The 17,130-nt window shown below is 48.8% G+C and carries 23 protein-coding genes; 4 read left to right on the plus strand and 19 right to left on the minus strand.

All coding sequences use genetic code 11. The features are described from left to right. Positions 1-6: 6 nt before the first annotated feature. A complete protein-coding gene (locus H8L32_RS06410) occupies positions 7-1,419 on the minus strand; it encodes a patatin-like phospholipase family protein (protein ID WP_222619241.1) in 1,413 nt (470 codons plus the stop codon). Between the two features lie 327 nt (positions 1,420-1,746). Here H8L32_RS06410 and H8L32_RS06415 point away from each other — a divergent pair, with 327 nt between their 5' ends. Further along, positions 1,747-2,361, plus strand: coding sequence for a lipocalin family protein (locus H8L32_RS06415; RefSeq protein WP_230412090.1), 615 nt, complete (start codon positions 1,747-1,749; stop codon positions 2,359-2,361). Between the two features lie 146 nt (positions 2,362-2,507). On the opposite strand, the gene H8L32_RS06420 is transcribed toward H8L32_RS06415, so the two are convergent. The 14 genes from H8L32_RS06420 to H8L32_RS27550 all read right to left on the minus strand — a co-directional run bounded on the left by H8L32_RS06420 (position 2,508) and on the right by H8L32_RS27550 (position 11,215). After that, entirely contained in the window at positions 2,508-2,765 is a 258-nt protein-coding gene (locus H8L32_RS06420; protein WP_186946817.1) for a hypothetical protein, read from the minus strand. Between the two features lie 15 nt (positions 2,766-2,780). Further along, positions 2,781-3,104, minus strand: a complete 324-nt coding sequence (locus H8L32_RS06425) for a hypothetical protein (RefSeq protein WP_186946362.1) — start codon at positions 3,102-3,104, stop codon at positions 2,781-2,783. Between the two features lie 226 nt (positions 3,105-3,330). Beyond that, positions 3,331-3,609 (minus strand): hypothetical protein, encoded by a 279-nt coding sequence (locus tag H8L32_RS06430; protein WP_222619242.1) that lies wholly within the window; start codon positions 3,607-3,609, stop codon positions 3,331-3,333. Between the two features lie 152 nt (positions 3,610-3,761). Next, entirely contained in the window at positions 3,762-4,250 is a 489-nt protein-coding gene (locus H8L32_RS06435; RefSeq protein WP_186946363.1) for a hypothetical protein, read from the minus strand. A gap of 233 nt (positions 4,251-4,483) precedes the next feature. Further along, positions 4,484-5,581 carry a methyltransferase family protein gene (locus H8L32_RS06440; RefSeq protein ID WP_186946364.1) on the minus strand — a complete coding sequence of 366 codons (1,098 nt, stop codon included), beginning with the start codon at positions 5,579-5,581 and terminating at the stop codon, positions 4,484-4,486. A gap of 3 nt (positions 5,582-5,584) precedes the next feature. After that, positions 5,585-6,745 (minus strand): zonular occludens toxin domain-containing protein, encoded by a 1,161-nt coding sequence (locus H8L32_RS06445; RefSeq protein WP_186946365.1) that lies wholly within the window; start codon positions 6,743-6,745, stop codon positions 5,585-5,587. A 1-nt stretch (position 6,746) separates the two neighbouring features. After that, positions 6,747-6,944: a hypothetical protein gene (locus H8L32_RS06450; RefSeq protein ID WP_186946366.1), complete on the minus strand. Its 198-nt coding sequence runs from the start codon at positions 6,942-6,944 to the stop codon at positions 6,747-6,749. Between the two features lie 39 nt (positions 6,945-6,983). Continuing rightward, positions 6,984-7,283 carry a DUF2523 domain-containing protein gene (locus tag H8L32_RS06455; RefSeq protein WP_186946367.1) on the minus strand — a complete coding sequence of 100 codons (300 nt, stop codon included), beginning with the start codon at positions 7,281-7,283 and terminating at the stop codon, positions 6,984-6,986. A 1-nt stretch (position 7,284) separates the two neighbouring features. Continuing rightward, positions 7,285-8,754, minus strand: coding sequence for a virulence factor TspB C-terminal domain-related protein (locus H8L32_RS06460; protein WP_186946368.1), 1,470 nt, complete (start codon positions 8,752-8,754; stop codon positions 7,285-7,287). A gap of 57 nt (positions 8,755-8,811) precedes the next feature. After that, a complete protein-coding gene (locus tag H8L32_RS06465; RefSeq protein WP_186946369.1) occupies positions 8,812-9,012 on the minus strand; it encodes a major capsid protein in 201 nt (66 codons plus the stop codon). A gap of 230 nt (positions 9,013-9,242) precedes the next feature. Then, positions 9,243-9,557 (minus strand): hypothetical protein, encoded by a 315-nt coding sequence (locus H8L32_RS06470; protein WP_186946370.1) that lies wholly within the window; start codon positions 9,555-9,557, stop codon positions 9,243-9,245. A 1-nt stretch (position 9,558) separates the two neighbouring features. Next, entirely contained in the window at positions 9,559-10,629 is a 1,071-nt protein-coding gene (locus tag H8L32_RS06475; protein WP_186946371.1) for a replication initiation factor domain-containing protein, read from the minus strand. A gap of 197 nt (positions 10,630-10,826) precedes the next feature. Further along, positions 10,827-11,021 (minus strand): hypothetical protein, encoded by a 195-nt coding sequence (locus H8L32_RS06480; protein ID WP_186946372.1) that lies wholly within the window; start codon positions 11,019-11,021, stop codon positions 10,827-10,829. A 38-nt stretch (positions 11,022-11,059) separates the two neighbouring features. Continuing rightward, positions 11,060-11,215: a hypothetical protein gene (locus H8L32_RS27550; RefSeq protein WP_222619245.1), complete on the minus strand. Its 156-nt coding sequence runs from the start codon at positions 11,213-11,215 to the stop codon at positions 11,060-11,062. A gap of 85 nt (positions 11,216-11,300) precedes the next feature. Between H8L32_RS27550 and H8L32_RS06485 the strand changes: the two genes are divergently transcribed. Then, on the plus strand, positions 11,301-11,693 hold the full coding sequence (locus tag H8L32_RS06485; protein WP_186946373.1) for a hypothetical protein: 393 nt from the start codon (positions 11,301-11,303) through the stop codon (positions 11,691-11,693). Positions 11,694-12,123: 430 nt separating this feature from the next. Here the strand turns inward: H8L32_RS06485 and H8L32_RS06490 are convergent, their stop codons facing one another. From H8L32_RS06490 to H8L32_RS06505, 4 genes are all read right to left on the minus strand, one after another. Beyond that, the gene (locus H8L32_RS06490) at positions 12,124-13,239 is read right to left on the minus strand and encodes a hypothetical protein (protein ID WP_186946374.1); all 1,116 of its coding nucleotides are present in this window, start codon (positions 13,237-13,239) and stop codon (positions 12,124-12,126) included. Positions 13,240-13,299: 60 nt separating this feature from the next. Beyond that, complete coding sequence (locus H8L32_RS06495; RefSeq protein ID WP_186946375.1) at positions 13,300-13,521, minus strand: hypothetical protein; 222 nt, start codon at positions 13,519-13,521, stop codon at positions 13,300-13,302. Between the two features lie 319 nt (positions 13,522-13,840). After that, positions 13,841-14,296 (minus strand): hypothetical protein, encoded by a 456-nt coding sequence (locus H8L32_RS06500; protein ID WP_186946376.1) that lies wholly within the window; start codon positions 14,294-14,296, stop codon positions 13,841-13,843. A 198-nt stretch (positions 14,297-14,494) separates the two neighbouring features. Then, on the minus strand, positions 14,495-15,385 hold the full coding sequence (locus H8L32_RS06505) for a LysR family transcriptional regulator (RefSeq protein WP_186946377.1): 891 nt from the start codon (positions 15,383-15,385) through the stop codon (positions 14,495-14,497). 101 nt (positions 15,386-15,486) lie between these two features. Here H8L32_RS06505 and H8L32_RS06510 point away from each other — a divergent pair, with 101 nt between their 5' ends. Further along, complete coding sequence (locus H8L32_RS06510) at positions 15,487-16,479, plus strand: aldo/keto reductase (protein WP_186946378.1); 993 nt, start codon at positions 15,487-15,489, stop codon at positions 16,477-16,479. Between the two features lie 9 nt (positions 16,480-16,488). Then, positions 16,489-17,070: an NAD(P)H-binding protein gene (locus H8L32_RS06515; RefSeq protein WP_186946379.1), complete on the plus strand. Its 582-nt coding sequence runs from the start codon at positions 16,489-16,491 to the stop codon at positions 17,068-17,070. Positions 17,071-17,130: the final 60 nt, after the last annotated feature.

Genomic DNA, 17,130 nt, shown 5'->3' on the forward strand with positions numbered 1-17,130 from the left:
CCCGCATTATTCCACCATTTGCTGTTTGAAAGACTGCAGCTTTAAATCTTGTGGCGGTGGTGGTGAAACTTTCTTGAGGCTTTCCAGCATGCGCTGAAACTCCGACGATTGGCGTAATACTTCACGGCCTGCCAGTTGTAATTGTTCCACATAGTCTGGTGCGATGGTAAAAGCAGTTGGCACCTGCAACAGCGTGCGACGCTGGCGACGATCTTTGATATCGCGCAGGCTGACGCTGATGACATGCATTTCTGCATCAGCGGCAAAAGGGCTGTCTTTTTTGCCGCGATGTTCGATGATTTCGCGGTTCCAGCGCGTGACATCATCGTTCAACATCGCCAGTGTGACCTGGGAATCACGTGAACCTACGCCAAACAAGAGCGCATCTGCGACTTGTCCGGTGGTCGGTACCTTGTCATTCTGATCGATTCTTTCTGCCAGATCCCGTTCTGAATTAATCGAGATCAATACCACACGTCGTATTGAACCTGGCGGCGCATCGCGGAAATTGGCCTGCACCGACCCATCGGCGATTGCTCTGTCCAACAGCATCCTGACACCCAGATTATCCGTCAGACCACCATCCACCAGATGCAGGAAAGGGCGCTCGGCAGCATTTTTATAACTGTCTTCGGTTGCCTTGATGATGCGTGACCGATAATTATCTTCACCCAGATTGCCCTTGCTGACTCTGGCAGCATCTGAACGATTGGGGCAATCCTGTGCGTAATTACGCAGCGTTAACGGTGTCAAAACAATAGGCACAGCCGACGATGCCGCTGCTGCAAAAGACAAAGGCACACTGTCCAGATCAGAACAGATCAGGGCGAATTGGTCTGCCGTGAATTCAAACGGTGCGCCAGTAGTCAGGTCTGTGGCCGTAACAACCAGTTCAGGTGCACGCGGGTTTTTTTGTAAGTCACCGAATGTCAGACCACGATAAAGCCTGTTCAGTTGCTCGCTTAAGACCTGGCTACGGCCATACCAGGGTGATCGCAGCCGGTACATTTGTTTCGGTGAAAACGTGGTTTGTATCAAACTACCTTCAAAATTGGACAGCAAAAATTCAGATTCAAAACGGTTGAAGGTGTCATCACCAAAGGCTGCGTAATACGTCGCCAGGATACTGCCGCCAGATACCCCGCTGATCATGCCAAGCTTGTCGAGTATCGTCGTCGATTCACCTTCCCAGGTGAATCTGGTATCTTTCAACTCACGCAGCACTCCAAGGCCAAACGCCGCCGCACGCGCACCGCCGCCTGACATGGTGACCGCCACCACAATAGACTGGGGTTTTGCCGGCTTGCTTTCCCGCGCTAAAGTGCCTGAGACAGGCTTGGCAATTTCATTTTGCCAGGGGTGAAAGGTCGAGCAAGCACTTAACAGCATTGCCAAGCTAAGCACTGCGTAGCGTTTCATGTTTGAAAATAATCTCATCTGTACTTTGGTTTAATTCGTTGAATCTTACTACGCAGTGTGACTATATTTGGTTACTCAGTCATGAAATAAGGAAATCAGCACCTTGCTTTAATAACACAGAGCGCCATCGCACACTGCGTGCAACACCATACATAATACTGACACGTTCAAGCTTTGATGCTGACGCAAGCGCCAAAGATGCCAGATTATATAAAGTTTTTTGCAATTTACACCGATATAAGAGCAGGGCGCATCTGCCGACATCAAGATCAAGCATAAAAAAAAAGAGGCCGATCCCGTTTTGGGCAGCAGTGTGGATGCGTTTGTATGACGCCTGCGGTCGCTGAAGTATACAATGAGGCATTCAGCTATTTGGACACGCTAATGAAGATAAGATTCATCCCTGCTTTATTGTTAGCACTGTGCGTGACCGCAAATGCCAGCGATATGCCCCAGTCTACGGGCATCAAGCCACTTGTTCCCATTACTGCTCTGGACGTTCCTCGCTATATGGGAACCTGGTACGAAATCGCGAAATTCAACAATCGCTTCCAAAAGAGATGCACCGGCTTTACCACGGCAACCTACTCTGCGATACCTGATGGCAAAGTGCAGGTCATCAATCGCTGTCGGGCTGAAAATGGAGACTTGGTAGAAGCTATCGGCGTGGCCCGTCAGGTAGGTAATTCCAGTTCGCCCAAGCTGAAAGTACGTTTCGCCCCAGCGATCTTGTCCTTCCTTCCCATGGTGTGGGGCGATTATTGGGTCATTGACCTCGACCAAAATTACCAACTGGCCGCCGTCAGCGAAGGCACTCGCGAGTACCTCTGGATATTGTCACGCACAAAAAAAGTTGATCATGCAAAGTACGACGCCTTAATAGCTCGCCTGGCAGCACAGGGGCTTGATGTAAGCAAGCTGGTTTTGACTTGGCAAGAGTAATTGCAAGCTGTTATTTCAAATTCCCTGCTCAGAAATTTGGCTAGGAGGGGAGTAGCGGATACCGGATTGTACGAAACAGATTCAGCTGAAGAAAACAGGATCAGTTTCTCTTTCAAACTTTGCCGACTCAACCGGAATTCTGCTTACTATTTTTCCGTTTGTTCTTTTCGCCTTTGTTGGGAAATGCTAAGCAGCGCATCACATATTCCAGCAAGCCCCCGATTGCTAGCAGTGTTTTGTGTTTCAAGGGGTAGAGCACGTCTTTGCTCGTCGCTTTCAGAAAGCCCAGTTTCATCATCGTCATAAGCGCCAATTTGATTATTGCGATTCGCTTCGCTCGCATGATACGCATCATTATTTGGATTCATGCTATCACTACGGTCATCATTTGAATTTCTGCCCATAATTTTACCTTTCGATTACTTGTGATCGTGGATACACTTCAATCCGGCCTCTACATGCTCTGCCCAACCAGTTTTGTGCGTAGCAAACCATGCCTCTGTTTGCTCTTTCGTGACCCCGCAGTCAATCTCAATTTGTGCCTTTTTATCAGCGGCAAGCGCCGCATTAGATACGGCCCGTTGTTCAGGCGACTGGATCATTACTTGCAGCAGTGATACTGCGAAGGCGGTAACCGGAATGCCGACCAGTACAATCGCGAATTTTGCCAATTTCCCCAAATTCTTGCAGATTGGAAGAAAGACAAAAATAAGAGGTATCCCAATTCCTAAAAAAATTATCATCTCTATTTTCTTCCTTTTGAATGTTTCTTGTCAGGTTGCTGCCTTTATTATCCGATACTTGAATGAGGATCGGCGAAATATCTAAGTTACTTCCCAACATGTATGTGATTTAGTTTCTAAGATGACTTAGGACTCGAATTAAGTATGTTCTTGGTACATTTGAAGTTCGATATTTTCGCATAATTTATATTATGTAAAATTAGCTCTGCAAGCCGCGGCAATGAAACTAAGAAAAACGGCCGCGACAATAATGGCAAGAATTACCTTTTTTACAGGTCAACCGGCAACAAGCTAAATAATCTAATATTTCTCTTTTTGGAACGCCTGCTAAAAGCAGGCGTTTTTTTTCGGCCTGAATTAATCGGTATGCCCTGCGTCTTGGTGCATCGCCGTAGCGCCATTTGCGGCTGTTTCTAACGGTCCAATAATGTGACCTGATCGCATCTAAAGCACGTTGTTTTTCTGCGACGGATAAGGATTCAAACGGGAAAAGCTCTAACTGCATGTCGTTGCATCAAGGGCAAGTAAATTGCAAATGATACAAGGCATTGACGGTCTTTGTCTTGCAGTGTCGTGGCCGCTTGTGTTTGGTCAAGTTTGGGAAAATGCCGGCACGGCCTGCCCGCTAAAAATCCGGATACCGTGCGGGCTGCCGCTTCAACGGTTCCGTCTCCGATGCCGCAAGGGTTTTTTAGTGGTGTCAAAATCGCCGGATATTTTGCCCCGCTTGGCGTGGCCGCTTGTACGCCTAGAGGTGCGTCCGAATATGATTCGGTTGCTGATAGTCAACAGAACATAGGACACAATCAGAGCCGAAAAAATGACATAACTAGACAGGAAAAAATAATCTACTTGGTTTGAATGCCCTGGCCGCGCCGCTTTCAGCAACTGACCAAAATCAAAAGCAGGCGTAGGCACACTTACTTCAATCCATTCCACTGGCAACTTGACTCTAATGATGTCATCGTCTGAGTATTTTTTATTAGTCAGGACAAACATCTTCGGATAAGTTTGCCAGTCAATAACTGGCAACCGATTAACAGGAGGCTTAACCTCTGAAACCGGAGCCAGTCGTTGTAACTCGTAATCAAGGCAAGCTTTGCGAGCGTCACCTGTGAATTGCGTAAAACATTCTTCGAGCGTCATCTAATTAATCGTTACACGTAACATTTAATAGACGAAACGATAAGGCATATATTGCCTGTGAGTCAATTTAAAGGAAAGTCTAAAAAATAGACCGATAGCTAAAATCTATTTGACTTTTCTGTAAATGTGTTTTTTAAGTCTAGGCAATTATCATGCCATATATTTTAAATAGATAAATACTATTTGAAGTATTTTATATTTTGTGAATATTTGTTTTTGTGAGGTGTGCCATATCAAATCAAACGCGGAATGAAACGATACGGGACATCGCGCATATATGTCAAATATTGTGGGTCTGTAGCTGATAGGTGCCGTTCCTCAGTGATAGCACGTTGCGCATAAACCCATGACCACACAGCCAGCGCGACAAGCTGGAAAACATACGGCTTGCCTGCGATGGCGTTCTGATAGGCCGCACCACCCGCAAATATCCACCATGCAAGATTTTTGCAGACATAGGCCGGATGTCTGACATAAGCATAAAGTCCAGTGTCTACTACTCCCCTACTCGTCAAATTGCTGGCTTTGAAGCCCAGCGAGACGGAGGCAGAAGCATAGCCAACCAGGAGAAGGAAGGCGATGCCGTTTAACACCATGTGCAAGCTCTCTGCTGCCGGTATTGGCTGGACATACTCAGGAACGACCGTGGGCAGGAAGTTGGAGAATGCGCTGTTAAATGGCGGATAGCACATCAAGCAGAAGAACCAGCCAGACATCGTGTAATCAACGCTCTTAACTTCGCTGCCGTCACGCTCAGTGAGGTAGCCGAACAGAAACGGTAGTACATCCATTAGGTAGACATAGGCCAGTGCAATTTTCAGGGCGAAGTGTGTGAGGTCCGGTAAAAACTTGGCCTTGTAGTATTCGTCCATGTAAAACCACTTGTACAGATCCACCGTTAAATAGTTCACGTCACGGACGTGGCTAAGGAATGCATTGATGATGAAAGGCACGAAGAAAAATTTCACGGCATAGAGCAAAGCCTCCTGCTTTTCAGCATGGCTGATGTCACCGGAACGGCACAAGGTCTTAAAAATGCCCATTAACGCGTTAAATGGCTTGCTGTGCTGTTCGTTCAGTCTGAAGGCAATAAATGCGGAATAGACCAGATAGAAGCCGTATAGACCCCATAACAGACCCGGCGTTGTGATGGTGTAAGGCCATTTGTAGCCGTCTATCTGCGGTTGCCAGCCTACAGAATAATAGCCAGTGTGAAACTTGCTCAATGCTGTGTAGAAGTGCAAGCACATGAAAGCCATGATCACGGACACAAAGTAATTTTGTGCGATGGCCAGATAGTTACGTTCGTTCGATATCGTCATTGTGTTCATGGTTCAACCTCCAATTTTTTGAGAGCCAGCATCAACGGCTGTTGTTGCTTGTCTTTGTACTTTGATGTCAGTGAAAGAGATAACGCGCTGCCTTGGTGCTTCATTGGCCAGAGAATCTGGTGGACGCAGACGGCCAGCCACACGGGCATCGGCAACTTGCAAATTCCTGTCTTTGTCGTCGTCAAGCTTCTTTTTTCCGGCCACGTCGAAATCTTCAAACCAGCCATGTTTTACTATCTGCTCACAGGTGGCTTGTGGCATTTCAATAGGCGTAGCCTGTTGCGTGTAGCACCTACAACCACGGCTTTTTGATGTGACACAGCCAGCTGGAACAGGTGCAACTGTAGGCGTGGTGATTTCATCGTATTTGGGCGAGGTGTGCGGCAGACCTTCAACGCGAGGCGTGTTTTCATAGGCGAATTGCTTGGCATCTTCCATCGCATCACGATAGGAAACTTTGCTTCCTTTGCCTGTTGATACGCCTGCAGGTGAGTTGCTCTCCTGTGTTTTCTTACCGGTTTCTATCTGTTCAGCTTGCACAGCACCTTTTTGCTTGTCGGTGAAATTCTTCATGTATAGAAAGGCACCGATGATTAAAATCGGTAAGGCAATCAGCAAGTAAACACGCATGGGAATATTGCGTTTTACGGTGTGCGTCTCAGCGCTTTTGTAATACGAGTACGCTTCTTTGTCGTACTTCCACTGGTGCTTAATTGAGTCTGTGCGCCCTGTCTGCTTGTCACAATTGTCCTTCGCACTGGCCCATTCGTGAATGGTGGCGCGTTCAGTTCCAAAGGTCCGGACCACGTGCATGTGCTTGCCTACGAGCCTGCGTATGGCCGAATCGGCTAGCAAGGGATGCTGTGTAATAAGGACGATATCGACACCTTGGTGACGGTGCGTTTCAAGCTTGGAAACGTGTTCTGGCACGTCCTTGCCTATCGTTCTTGGTCTGAATACGCGTTGGCATTCGTCAATAACGATGATGGAATTCTTTGGGCATTCAAACCATTTTTCAGGTTCGATTTCTTGCCACGGTAATACCAGATCATTGACGCCGGAATAGTAGACTGGCCGATTGTCTTTTTCTGCCCAGGCTTTGACATAGGACAGGGCGTAGAGTGTCTTACCGTTGCCAGGTAAGCCGGTAATGAGCGTAATCATTTCAACGTTTCCTTAGTAGCTGGGAGCGAATGAGTTTTTCGATAATCTGGGATTTGGTCACATTCTTGAACTTTAAAAATTCCTCAAACTGCTGATGCAAATCCGCTGGTATTTGCACGCATAGTGTTTTGAGGTTTTTACGTTCACGGAATGCCTTAACTCGCTCAGCATCGTTTTCATATTGTTTGGCTCTAGGCATGTCATTCCTTGAATCGTTACATTTAACGATTAGCGCAAATCACTTTTTAATCACCATCTTAGTGATGGCACCAGAGCCTGACTTGATCGCCATGGCAGCAGCAAAAGCCGATACGATCATGGACAATGCTTTGTCTATCCAGAGCCATTGAACAAAGGAACCAATCTCGCCACCCATGCCGCCATAGGCATTTTTCATAGTCATGACGATAGAGTCTGTCCCGACCGTTACGCCCTTATAGGTGACGTAAGAGATACCCAGAGCGATCAAGACGCGACCGACCAGTGAACCGAGAATAGAAGCGAATGCGCCCCATAGCGCCGCAATAAGAAATGGCATATCAAAGGTCCCTTAAAATGGTGCCGGAGACCATCTTGTAACTGACGATTCCAGCAATGAGCATAATTGCGTACCTGAGCATGACCAAGTAATCGCAGACTTTGGAAAGAGGAATAGTCACGGACTTACCCATGACATCAATGGTCTTATCGCTGAAGCATTCACCAGAACCACCCCACCCGTCAGCCCTTACATCTTTGGATACATCGACCTCAGAGGCACGATCAGCTGACGGTAGCTTGTCTCGCATTGGGTCATCGCCGGAGAGCAGCTTTTTACCGTATTGATAGTTAGGGTCTTTTTCGTCGTGGTCTTCGCAATATTGCTGTCGTTGTTTCTGGAGGATGGCACAGGTAATAGCGTCACCGTCACAAGTTGTTTCGGCACAGTTACCGGATACAGTGCTGTTTTTGCAGATGTTGAGCGTAGGATTCTTGGTGCAAAAATCGTCTTTCTTGTCGTCACCTGTTCCACCGCTTGCAGTGCCACCGCTTGTGGTTTGGCCGGATGTTTGACCATTATTTCCGTTGTTGCCGTTGTTGCCACTATTTCCATTGTTTCCGTTATTACCGTTGTTCCCATTATTGCCAGTGTTGCCGCCACCGTTGTTTGAGCTTCCACTTGTAGCACCGCTCACTGTGTCACCTGACGAATTTCCACCATTGTTACCAGTGTTACCGCTGGTATTCGCACTACCACCACCATTATTTCCGCTAGAAGGGGTACTTCCACTACTGCCAGTGGTAGCGCCAGAAGTTTGCGAGCTAGAAGACGTATCACCACTGCTTGGCTGAGCTGGCACAGTGCCACTGCCTGCTGTTTGGCCTGTACTTGCATCGCCAGTGTGTGTACCCCCGCCCCCTTCACTAGTGCCGCCGCTACTAGGCGTAGTGCCCGAGCTTGGCGTGCCTGAAGGTGTGCTACTTGAGGATGTATTTCCATCCCCTTTTTGGTCCTGTTCACACTGCCCTGTTTGAACGTTGCGCGTTGATCCCGTTGGGCATGGTCCCTTAGAGCGGCACTGATTCAAGACTGCGATATAGTCTTCTCCAGCGTTGCAGGTTTTGGGTGTTTCGCAGTTATCCGAATTTTCAGGAAAATGCTGTTGCCCAGGTGAGCATTGTTTTCTGCATTGATTGGTTCCGTAGGGATCATAACCATCAACACATCCATCTGGCATCTTCGTGAAACGCCAAACCGGGTACCAAGCCTGATCCTTCTGATCATAGCCACACATACCTGTATAAATTGTGCCATTAGCGTCATTTTCCAGATTTTTTACTGAATAGACGCGCTGAGCGGTACTAAAACCTGAACAAACGCCATATGGGTCAGAGACAATTCCATAAGGCGTAGCCCAAAGTGCGCCAACATTGCCCAAAGCCATTGACGTGTTCGAAATTACGATTAAGAAAACAAAAGCCAGAAGGCACCGCAAATAGCGATCAATACTATTAAGCCCATTTTTCATATCCAGTCCCGTTAACGAAAAAAGCGGGAGCCGAAGCCCCCGCACTTACGGCAAGTATTACAGTGCGCGAGCAACCCACTTGAATACTTTTGTGCCGACGATCACCACCAGTACAGCAGCACCGACGACAGCAACGGCAGAGCCTGCCTCTGTCAATGCGGATGTGACAGCGGTCGTATCGATGGCTGCATTTGCAGCACCGGAAACAGCAGCAACACCAGCAGCAACGCCGAGAGCGATTTTTTTATTCAGTTTCATGATGTGTACTTTCAGAAATAACCTTCGCTACTTGTTTAAATCCCCAAGCGACTGCCCATAATCCACAGACGTACATAGATATTTCTGTCCCTTGAGCAGGAGTTAAAGCGGTGAGCGAATTACCCGCCTCGGCCCCTGTTTGCAGCACGTATTCGCACTGCTGCAAATCTGGTTGTGTGTCAGGGACGAGCTTGTAAGACCCGTCAGCCTGTGGCACCAGTTGCACGCACTTAGCCATTTGCAGCGGCTTTTTCGCGTGCGGCTTCTTGGCGCATTGGCTTGATGCCTGTCACTAATTGCGTGGACACCTTGCCATTTGACTCCATGAGAATGTCAATCTCAGCAAGGAATGGAAACGGGATATGTTTGATGCCGTCAACGACTGCAGAATTAGTGCATTTCAGTTCCTGAGTACAGACACCCCATGAGGTTTCGCCCTTGAGATCGACATCGGTAAAAATCTTGCCGCTGTCCATGTCTTTGCCATCGATGTTGCCCTTAAAAATCTTTGCGCCACGGATGGTGACGCGTGCTTTAATTTCCATTTCATTGCCTCATTTTTTCAAATACGTCTGGAGCGTGCGACGTGTTCACGTGCGTGGCCAGCGCTGTTTTTTGTAGCCTATTTGGAATGCCTTTAACGCGTATCTGCGAGATGATCGCGGCAGCATCGTTGTCATGCTTAAGCATCAACTGATCAATCAGTTTTCCGTAGCTGGTGACCATATGGCCAGTCATGATTTCGACTGATGTTTCATGCTGTACTTGCTGCGTTTTGATCTTGGCCGCAGCCGCATCAATGAAGCTGGCCAGCGCTTTGTGTGAGCCGCTGAAGTACTCGGATTTTTTAAGCACGATGTCATGCGGGATGACACGATCACGGTTGTGTAACTCGACCTCGATACGAAGCCAGTTAGAGTTTTGATTGCCCAATTGACGCCCCTTTTCATAGGCACGTACCATCTTCCCGTTCTGACGGCGACCAATTTCCACGGTGCGCCCTCCCCCTTGTGGACAGTTGATATCGCCTGATTCAAGTGCACGGCGCTTAGGGATGCGACCGCCACTGTTAAATTCGCCTGCAAAGTACATGTCGTCTATCTGATCGATGGTGTATTCACCTTCGAGAAAATCGACAGCCAGGTCACACCGGGTGATCTTTGCGTCCAGGTCTTGCATGGTGGCGTAGACGGCTTGCCAGTCAGAGACGACAGCACAGCCTGTGCCGGAGAGGTCCACCAACATAGTGCCGCCGACGTGTTCACCACCCATGGCGATAAGGCCCAGGCGAATACTCTCGCCATTGAGGAAAGCCATGATTTCAAGGGACGACTGATAGCCACGAAAGCCGATTTTTGCAGTCTGAATGTGGATAGGAAAATCAAACCACAGCGCAAAGTAGCGATTGAGTAACTCGACAGAGTGAGAAAAAGCCCCTTCAGGTAAAAAACTGAAACGCAGCCAGTCGACTATGGCCCCGCCCGTTGGCGTAGGACTTTCCCCCCGTATTACCGCACGGGGGGAAGCTGCCGCAAATCGGCGACCGCCGCGCAAGCGCTGGCTGGTCGCCGATTCTGCTGCAGCTTCGTTATTTGCTGGTGTGCCGGAAAAAGTCATTTTTTATTTTCAGAAGGAATCAATGGATTGACTGATGACCTCATGCAAGCGCTTGAGGTTTTGAAGGTGGAATTCATGCGCGTCTGTGCCGTCAGCCTTGAGCTGGTGAACACGCAAGGCCAGAAGCGCTTGCAGTGCAAGCAGGTCTTGATTTGTGAAAGGCACAAAAATGGGTGTAGGGGTAGGCATGTTTTTCGTTACTCAGTAACGGAAATTGATGCACGTTGAACGCGCAGAGAAGTGAGGCATTCAATAGCCTGACCAATCAGGCAAATTTCAGTCGCAAGGCGATCTGAATAACCGTCATGTGCAACGAACTCTTTGCCCACTTGCACATGGTCAGTCTGCAAGCGGTCGATAAGGTCTGCGATGTCTTGGTCAGTCAATTTCATTTTTCGTTACTCCGATTTTTCGTGACGCGTCACGGAAATTAATTAGTTACTAGAAAGTCAAATTTGCGGGCCTTGACACGTGCTCGATACTCTTTTGCACGTTGAGCAGGTGTTTTTGCGTCTGGTTTGGACGGACGACCACGCTTAGGTGTGTCAAATGCGTCACGGGTAAACTTGTCATTTGGCTGTTTCATGGTAGAGTCTCGAAAAGTTCACGTCACGTTAACTAACGATTCGTGAAGATTATTAACGTAGCGTTAATTTGTCAAGGAATAAAACATGAGAACGTCAAAATATCTTGATGAAGTGATGAAGCAAAAAGGCTTCAAAAGAGACAAAGAATTAGCCGAATGGCTGGAGATAACGGCAGCGGCAGTTGCTCAATATCGGAGCGGTGCCCGTACTATGGATAATGAAAAGTGCGTGAGAATTGCGCTTGAATTGAACATTGACCCTCTGAAGGTCATCATGGCATCAGACATGGATAAAGCCGAACGTGCTGGCCAGCATTCAATATGGGAAGTTTTTATGACGAGGATGGCAGCAACGGCTAGCGCCCTCCTCTTGACACTGACTGTCAATTTATTTGTGACAGCGGAAAAAGCGGAAGCCGCGCCAGTCTTAGCTTCTAGCCATTCTGACGTGTCGAAAACTTTATATTATGTTAAATAATCTTTGGATGTTAATCCGTGGAAAACTACTGAAATGGCGTCCGGCGAAACTAAATGTGGTCCTTAGTGGAAGTAAATCTGGACCTCGCCGGATGAAATGAACTAAAAGTGAGTCAGTCCCCCTTCGGAACCTAGGCCCACTCTAAGCTGCAGCTTCATCCGTTACGCCCGCCAATTTATTGCCGCGACTGTTGAGGATCAACGGGAGGCTGTCGTAAGCGTTGAGCATTTCGGTGGCTACCGGCAGCCGGCACGGCTTGTTGCCTTTTCCAACCACGTTAAGCCACCATCTGCCATCTTCCTCAGCGTATAGCGCTCCCATTTTCCCTTCCGCTAGTTCGGATAACCTGGCGCCGGTCGTCAGGAACGCGACGAAAAGGAAGCGATTGCGCGCCTTCGCGCGACCTGCTGCTGGCGTCTCTTGAACCAGGTTACGTCTTTATGCAGTATAGGACTGCAACATTCTTCGGCCTAGTCTCCTTCCCTCCGGCTAAGCCTGTCTTCGGCGCTGGCCTATAGCCGTCGTAGGTGTAACCAAGAGACGTTCCGGCTTGAACCGAACCTGGTATTGGCCCGCCTGCATCGTACACAGCCTTCGGCCGCGTGTGGTCGTGAGACATGAATTCGTCATCTTGCTTACTTCCCACTGCACGCTCACCGTCGGGGTCATTCGTCTTGACTCGGTCGACGCCTCGCAAGAAACGTCCATAGGCTGGTCCATATTCTTTCCAACCTTCCGGGCACTTCATTGATACAAATCCAACTACTGATGCCTGGAGACTTTGCGTTGCTTGATTGAGTGCCGCCGTTGATAGCGCTGTCTGTTTGCTAAGTTGAGCTAGTAGGTCAACCGGCACTCCTCTTTGGTATTTGTCCCATTCAAAATCCAGGGAAGAATTCGGTTTGCTCTTAGGAAAAATCTGGACTGCTGACTTATTCTGGTCGGACTGACGGGTGCATTGCAGTACATCTGCGGTATTCGCTTGCAATTTCGTTTGTGTGCTCGCGGGCCCTTGTCCGTTCTTCCATTTGCAAGTAACATCTGGAGAAGCCGCAAAATCCAATATTTGGACCGCTAGATTCTCGTTGCTTTGGAATGATACATTGGCTCCAAAATAGAGTGGCAGGATGGCAGCTTTACTTACTGAAATGGTTACCCCAGAGCCCGCCAAGGAAACGCATCGTTCGTAGGCTGAAAAAGCTCCCGGCGCGATTGATTCTACATATTGTCTAAATGCGTCAGTACGTGCTCTACTTGAGTCGGACGCATCGCAATATTTGCTCGCTATCTGCTCGGCAGAAGCTGAACTTTGGCCAAAAGATGCACTGAGTGGTCCATAGTTTCCCCCCACGTTCATTGACTTGTTATTGGCCTTGGCAGATGCATATTCTTTGCAGAAGGCGCGTGCTGTTGTCTCAAGCTCAGCCGATCCCTGAACCACCTCACTCGCGACCTTAGATAGTTCAATTACATCTCGACAGTCGGCGCGTGACAACTCTGGTGAGATAGTACAGGCAGCAGCCACCGCTATGGCTAATGGTTTCACAAGTTCCTCCTCAAGGCTGTGTTCAGTACTCACGACGTAAGTACGCAATTTTCCAGTTCGTTACGCGGCCACGGCTGTTGGTTGTTTCGACGCCGAGTCAGCGGCACGCTCTTGCTGCACGTACTGTCCCAAGAGCTTCAGAACCGCTTTGAGACTCGCGTCACGGTTTTCGAAAACAGCGTTATCGCAGCGCTTGATTGCGTTAGCAATATTCGTCGCGTGGAAAACCAGCACATCCGAAGCATCTTCAGCGAACATCATTCTTTCGATCTGTGTGTACATGTGGTTTCCTTGCGAGATTATAGTTCTAGTTTTAGTTCATAGCGATGGGAAGTTCCAGATTTACTTCATATAAATACGAAGTAAATCTGAGCCAGTTGCGAGCAATGCCCTTGTCTTTACTGACTTGCGAGGGTGGACAGATGTACCAGAATTAGTTCGCCGAACGAATGGCCGTTACAGAACGCGGACACCAAGTTGAGGCGTCTTGGGACAACATTATGGTTGGTGTTTTGCGACGCTGGCTGAATAGTTTCAACTTGTTGTCACTTGAGCGCGCTTTATTACCTCTATTGCGCGCCGACGCGAAGCGGCATAGAAGTTACAACTCATTCCGTGCAATCTGTTTTAGCGCAGGAGTTATACCAGTTTGTGTGTGACCACATGAAGTCATTGCATACGCACATTTGATACGGTTACCAGACGTTGACTCAGGTTTTTGGCCGTACAGTGTTACTGCTGATCTAGGTTCAAGTCGCCTTGGCCATGTCCCACCATCAATAAGTATGGGCATACGAATGCAGCCACGTATTTCTGTACCTTTGAAAAAAACACCTACCTCATCCACAGTCACTGCAAAGGCGCTCATATTTATTACTTCTACACAAAAAGTAAGTTTTGAGTCGGGGACACCGATTTGAGTCGCATGTTTTGGAATTACCAATAACTTAACACGTGATTTGTCGAGAGTTTGCCACGTATTGATAACACCCAATATCGCGCCCAACAATGCAATCGCTAAGGTGATTCCTTGAAAAAGAGTAATGTTTGTAATCATGAGATCTAGATTGATTTAGATGAGATATAAGAATAATTAGTATTTTACCAACTTAATTTGCAAAACTGAATTTATTTACAGATTGAGAAAAGGTGCAATCATTTGAAACTAACGTCCACTACTCCCCTACTCTTCAAATTTGATCATGCCCAAAGTTTTACTGCACGATTTGCCTGATATCCACTCCCTTAAATGAGCTCAGTATGGCTTTGGAAGCCTTAAGGCATCGATAACAAGTGAGAGCGCCGACGAAGAGCGACGGCTTGCGTAGTAGAGGTGATAGCCGGGAAAGCTGATTGCCCAGTCATCAAGCGTTGTCACGAGCCGGCCAGCGGCGAGATGCTCACGTGCCATGTCGTCCGGAAGCCAGGCCAGACCATTCCCGGCAACGGCGGCGTCGGCCATCAGGTCGCTACGGTTAAAAACGAGGCGGCCTTCTACATGGGTAGTTATAACCCGCTCGCCGTGCTTGAATTCCCAGGCCAGCATTCCACCATATGTCGGCAGACGTAAACCGATACAGTTGTGCTCGCTCAACTCCTGCGGCGTCTGTGGCGGAGGATTACTTTCGAAATAAGCAGGGCTTCCCACAACTACCATGCGCATGTCCGGTGCAATCCGCAATGCGATCATGTTCTTGGCAACGTCGCCACCGAGGCGGATCCCTATGTCAAAGCGCTCTGCCACGATATCAACAAACCGGTTGTCGCTACTGATTTCAATCTTGATTTCTGGATAGTTTGGCATCCATGGCAAAAGTCGCGGCCAAACGATGGACCGTACCGCGTGTTCGGTCGCTGTGATCCTGACAGTACCAACAGGCCTGCCGCGCATATTGCCAAGTACTGCCAGTTCGGCTTCGATCTCGGCCAGCCGTGGTTCGACAGTTCGGAACAACTGCTCGCCTGCTTCCGTAGGTGCAAGGCTTCGCGTCGTGCGGTTGAGCAGCTTTAGATCAAGCCTGTGTTCGAGCGATCGCACTGTTTGGCTGAGAGCGGACTGTGTAACGCCGATCTGAGCGGCTGCACGTGTAAAACTCCTTGCCCGTACTACAGCCGCAAAGGCCGCCAGGTCATCGAAAACTGCCATTAATTAGATCTCCTAATGATTGAATGTCGTTTTAGCAGTCTAGTCATTGAATGTCAACTAGCCTAAGCTAGATGGATTCAACACAAGACAGGATCAACATCATGAAAACACGTCAACTGGGCCGCGATGGTCTTACCGTTTCTGAACTCGGCCTTGGATGTATGGGGTTGAGCTTTGGCCTTGGCCCCGCTTCTGATAAGGCTGAAGGTATTGCCATGATTCGTGGCGCCTTTGAACGCGGTGTCAGTTTTTTTGACACGGCCGAAGGATATGGCCCATTTACCAATGAACTCCTGGTCGGTGAAGCAATCGAACCATTTCGCGATCAGATCGTCATAGCAACCAAGTTCGGATTCAAGCTGGATGAGAATGGCGCAATGGTTGGTCTCGATAGTCGGCCAGAACATATTCGGGATGTCGTTGAAGCATCCCTGAAGCGACTGCGTACCGACCATATTGACCTGTTGTACCAGCATCGCGTCGATCCGGCAGTGCCAATTGAGGATGTAGCTGGAACTGTCAAGCAACTGATAGCCGAGGGCAAGGTCAAGCATTTTGGTCTTTCTGAAGCAAGCCCCAAGACTGTGCGCCGTGCGCACGCGATCCATACCGTTGCGGCAGTTCAGAACCACTACTCACTTTGGATGCGCGAACCCGAAATTGAACTGTTAACGCTTTGCGAAGAACTCGGTATCGGCTTCGTCTCCTGGGGGCCACTTGGCCAGGGTTTCCTGACCGGACAGATCACTCCTGATACAAAATTCGACGATACTACGGATTTACGTGCTGGTTTTCCGCGCTTCACACCAGAGGCACTGAAAGCAAATTTTGCCGTGGTTGATTTTCTCAGGACTATGGCTGCAAGCAAGGGGGCGTCGCCTGCACAGATCGCTCTTGCCTGGCTGCTTGCTCAAAAGCCGTGGATAGTACCAATTCCCGGAGCGACGAAACTTGCGCATCTCGACGACAATCTGCCCGCATCCGACCTGGACCTTACACCCGAAGACTTGCGACAAATCGATGAGGCATTCGCAGCCATTGAAGTTAAAGGCGCCCCGCTATCAGAAGGCCTCACTTCGATTGCTGACAGATAGGAGGCTGATATGACGCGCGTTCTTATTCTCGGTGCAAACGGTCAGGTCGCTCGTCACGCGACTGCGTCCTTTCTTGAAACTACAGATGTGGATCTGACCTTGTACCTGCGCCGTGCGAGCCGGTTGAAAAATCCTGCTCCAAAGCGGGCAATGATTATTGAGGGAGATGTCCTCGACCACATGGTCCTGACTGATGCGATGAGGGATCAGGACGTGGTATTCGCCAGCCTGGCTGGCGATATGGCCGGGCAGGCCCGTAACATTGTGAAATCAATGAGAGAAGTTGACCTGAAACGCTTGATCTTCATCAGTTCAATGGGCATCTATGGTGAGGTGCCGGGTCAGAAGTACCGCAACGTTTTGGATCCATACCGTGATTCCGCCGCCGTTATAGAAGCTTCAAACATCGACTACACGATTTTGCGTCCTGGCTGGTTTACGCAGACCCCGGAGGTTGACTACCAGATCACGCAGAAGGGAGAACCATTCTGCGGACACGACGTGTCCTTGAACAGCCTGTCTGATTTGATCGTCAAGCTGGCGCTTGATCCAACGCTGCATGTTGGCTGTAGCATTGGTGTAAGCCAGTGAAAGCGTCCTCAATCAATTCTCAAAGAAATATTGGGCTGCAAAATCAACAACGATAGCTGA

Origin of the sequence: Undibacterium hunanense, from assembly GCF_014284335.1 — a bacterium.
In the GTDB taxonomy this organism is placed as follows: Bacteria; Pseudomonadota; Gammaproteobacteria; order Burkholderiales; family Burkholderiaceae_D; genus Undibacterium; species Undibacterium hunanense.